The sequence below is a fragment of the Rhodococcus sp. (in: high G+C Gram-positive bacteria) genome, assembly GCF_049591685.1.
Taxonomy (GTDB): Bacteria; Actinomycetota; Actinomycetes; order Mycobacteriales; family Mycobacteriaceae; genus Rhodococcoides.
Genome location: NZ_JBAWFH010000118.1, coordinates 1 through 1768, shown reverse-complemented (window position 1 = coordinate 1768; position 1768 = coordinate 1). Strand labels below are relative to the sequence as shown.

1 protein-coding gene and 1 pseudogene are annotated in these 1768 nt (G+C 61.4%); both read left to right on the top strand.

What is annotated here, in order from left to right; genetic code table 11:
* Nucleotides 1-271: 271 nt before the first annotated feature.
* The gene (locus WBQ44_RS05335; RefSeq protein WP_495565692.1) at nt 272-1648 is read left to right on the top strand and encodes an aspartate aminotransferase family protein; all 1377 of its coding nucleotides are present in this window, start codon (nt 272-274) and stop codon (nt 1646-1648) included.
* Nucleotides 1641-1768: pseudogene (locus WBQ44_RS05330) on the top strand (hypothetical protein); the annotation flags it as partial. The gene WBQ44_RS05335 and the pseudogene WBQ44_RS05330, both read left to right, overlap by 8 nt.

Below are 1768 nucleotides of genomic sequence, written 5' to 3'. Positions count from 1 at the left end.
GAGCGTCACTACCGCCCGCGACGAGATCACCCGGGTGCTCGAAAGCGTAATCGGACGCTAGGCACCGGTTGTCTCGCTGCCCACTGTGTACCAGCCCAGTCCGTGCGATGAGAGCGTCGCACCAACGCTGAAAGAACCCCACATCATGCAGGAAGTACCTAACGCAGGCCTCAAGAAGGTCGAGGCCGTAGCGCTCAACTCGCTGAGCGCGGACGGGCTCGCAACCCTGGACGACGAAACACGCACGCTCGTCGAGCGACGTAATCGCGTAATGGGCCCCGCCTACCGGCTCTTCTATTCGGATCCTTTCCAGCCGGTGCGAGCGCAAGGCACCAAGATCTACGACGTCCACGGTGACGAATACCTGGATGCCTACAACAACGTCGCAAGCGTCGGTCACAACCACCCGCACGTCGTCGACGCAGTGTCGCGGCAGCTGCGGATCATGAATACGAACACGCGTTATCTGCAGCGTGACATCGTCGACTACGCCGAAAACCTCGTCGATACCCACGACGATGCTCTGGACAACGTGATGTTCACATGTACCGGATCGGAGGCCAACGATCTCGCAGTGCGTATAGCGCGCGAGGTGTCGGGTGGCACCGGGGTCATCGTGTCCGAGTACGCCTACCACGGGTGCACTAGGGAAGTCGCGTCCTGGTCACCCTCATCGGGCGAGGGGACGATTCTCGGTACCGATGTGCGATTGATCCCGCCACCAGACACGTTCAGGACCGATCAAGCCGACATCGAGAGTCAGTTTCTCGGGCATCTCCAAACGCAGATCGACGACCTCAAACGCCGCGGTGTCGGTCTGGCGGCACTGATAGTCGACAGCATGTTCTCCTCGGACGGTATCCACCCCGACCCCGGCGTGCTCCGGTCTGCAGCCGACCTGGTTCATCGAGCCGGCGGATTGTTCATCAGCGACGAGGTGCAGTCCGGTTTCTCCCGTACCGGCGCTGCCATGTGGGGCTATCAGCGCAGCGGCGTAACACCGGATCTCGTGACCATGGGCAAGCCCATGGGCAACGGAATGCCCATTGCAGGCGTGGTCGCGCAAAGCGACCACCTCAAGACGTTCGCGCAGAACATTGCGTACTTCAACACCTACGGCGGCGAGAATGCACCGGTAGCTGCCGGTCAAGCAGTCCTCGATGTCATTCGCGACGAGAACTTGCTGGCAAATGCCGACGACAAGGGTCGGCAACTCATGGTGGGACTTCGAGACATTCTCGCGCGCAACGGTTTCGCGTGCGATGTCCGTGGCGCCGGCCTGTACATCGGGGTCGAATTCGTTTCGGACTTCGAGTCCAAGACCGCCGATCCGGAAACCACGGCAGCCTTCGTCAATGGCCTCCGCCACCACCGGATCCTGGTCAGCGCGGCCGGCAGCTACGGCAATGTCATCAAGGTTCGCCCGCCCTTGGTCGTGAGCCAATCGGACACCGATCGCTTGCTGACAGAGTTCGACGCTGTGGCAAAAGAGGTGCGATCCATGCGAATTCCTGGTGGTTCCGCGCACACGACGCGCACGCCTGGCGTGAGCTCGGCGACCGGGTCGGGCAGTGGCGCGACGCGTGAAGATTTGCGCCGGTTGATAGTCGAAGAGCTCCGTGGCTTGATCGGCCAGAACCGTGGCTGATCTGCGATCGTTCATCTTCATCGACAAACTGCAGCCCCAGACGATGTGCTATCTGGGTACGTTCGTGCGTGGCAGCTTGCCTCGAATGAACATGTCGGCCCAGGTGATCGAGATCGCGCC

Excerpts from the sequence above, each read along its gene's own strand:
- WBQ44_RS05335 (WP_495565692.1), top strand. The coding sequence starts at position 272 with ATGGGCCCCGCCTACCGGCTCTTCTATTCGGATCCTTTCCAGCCGGTG.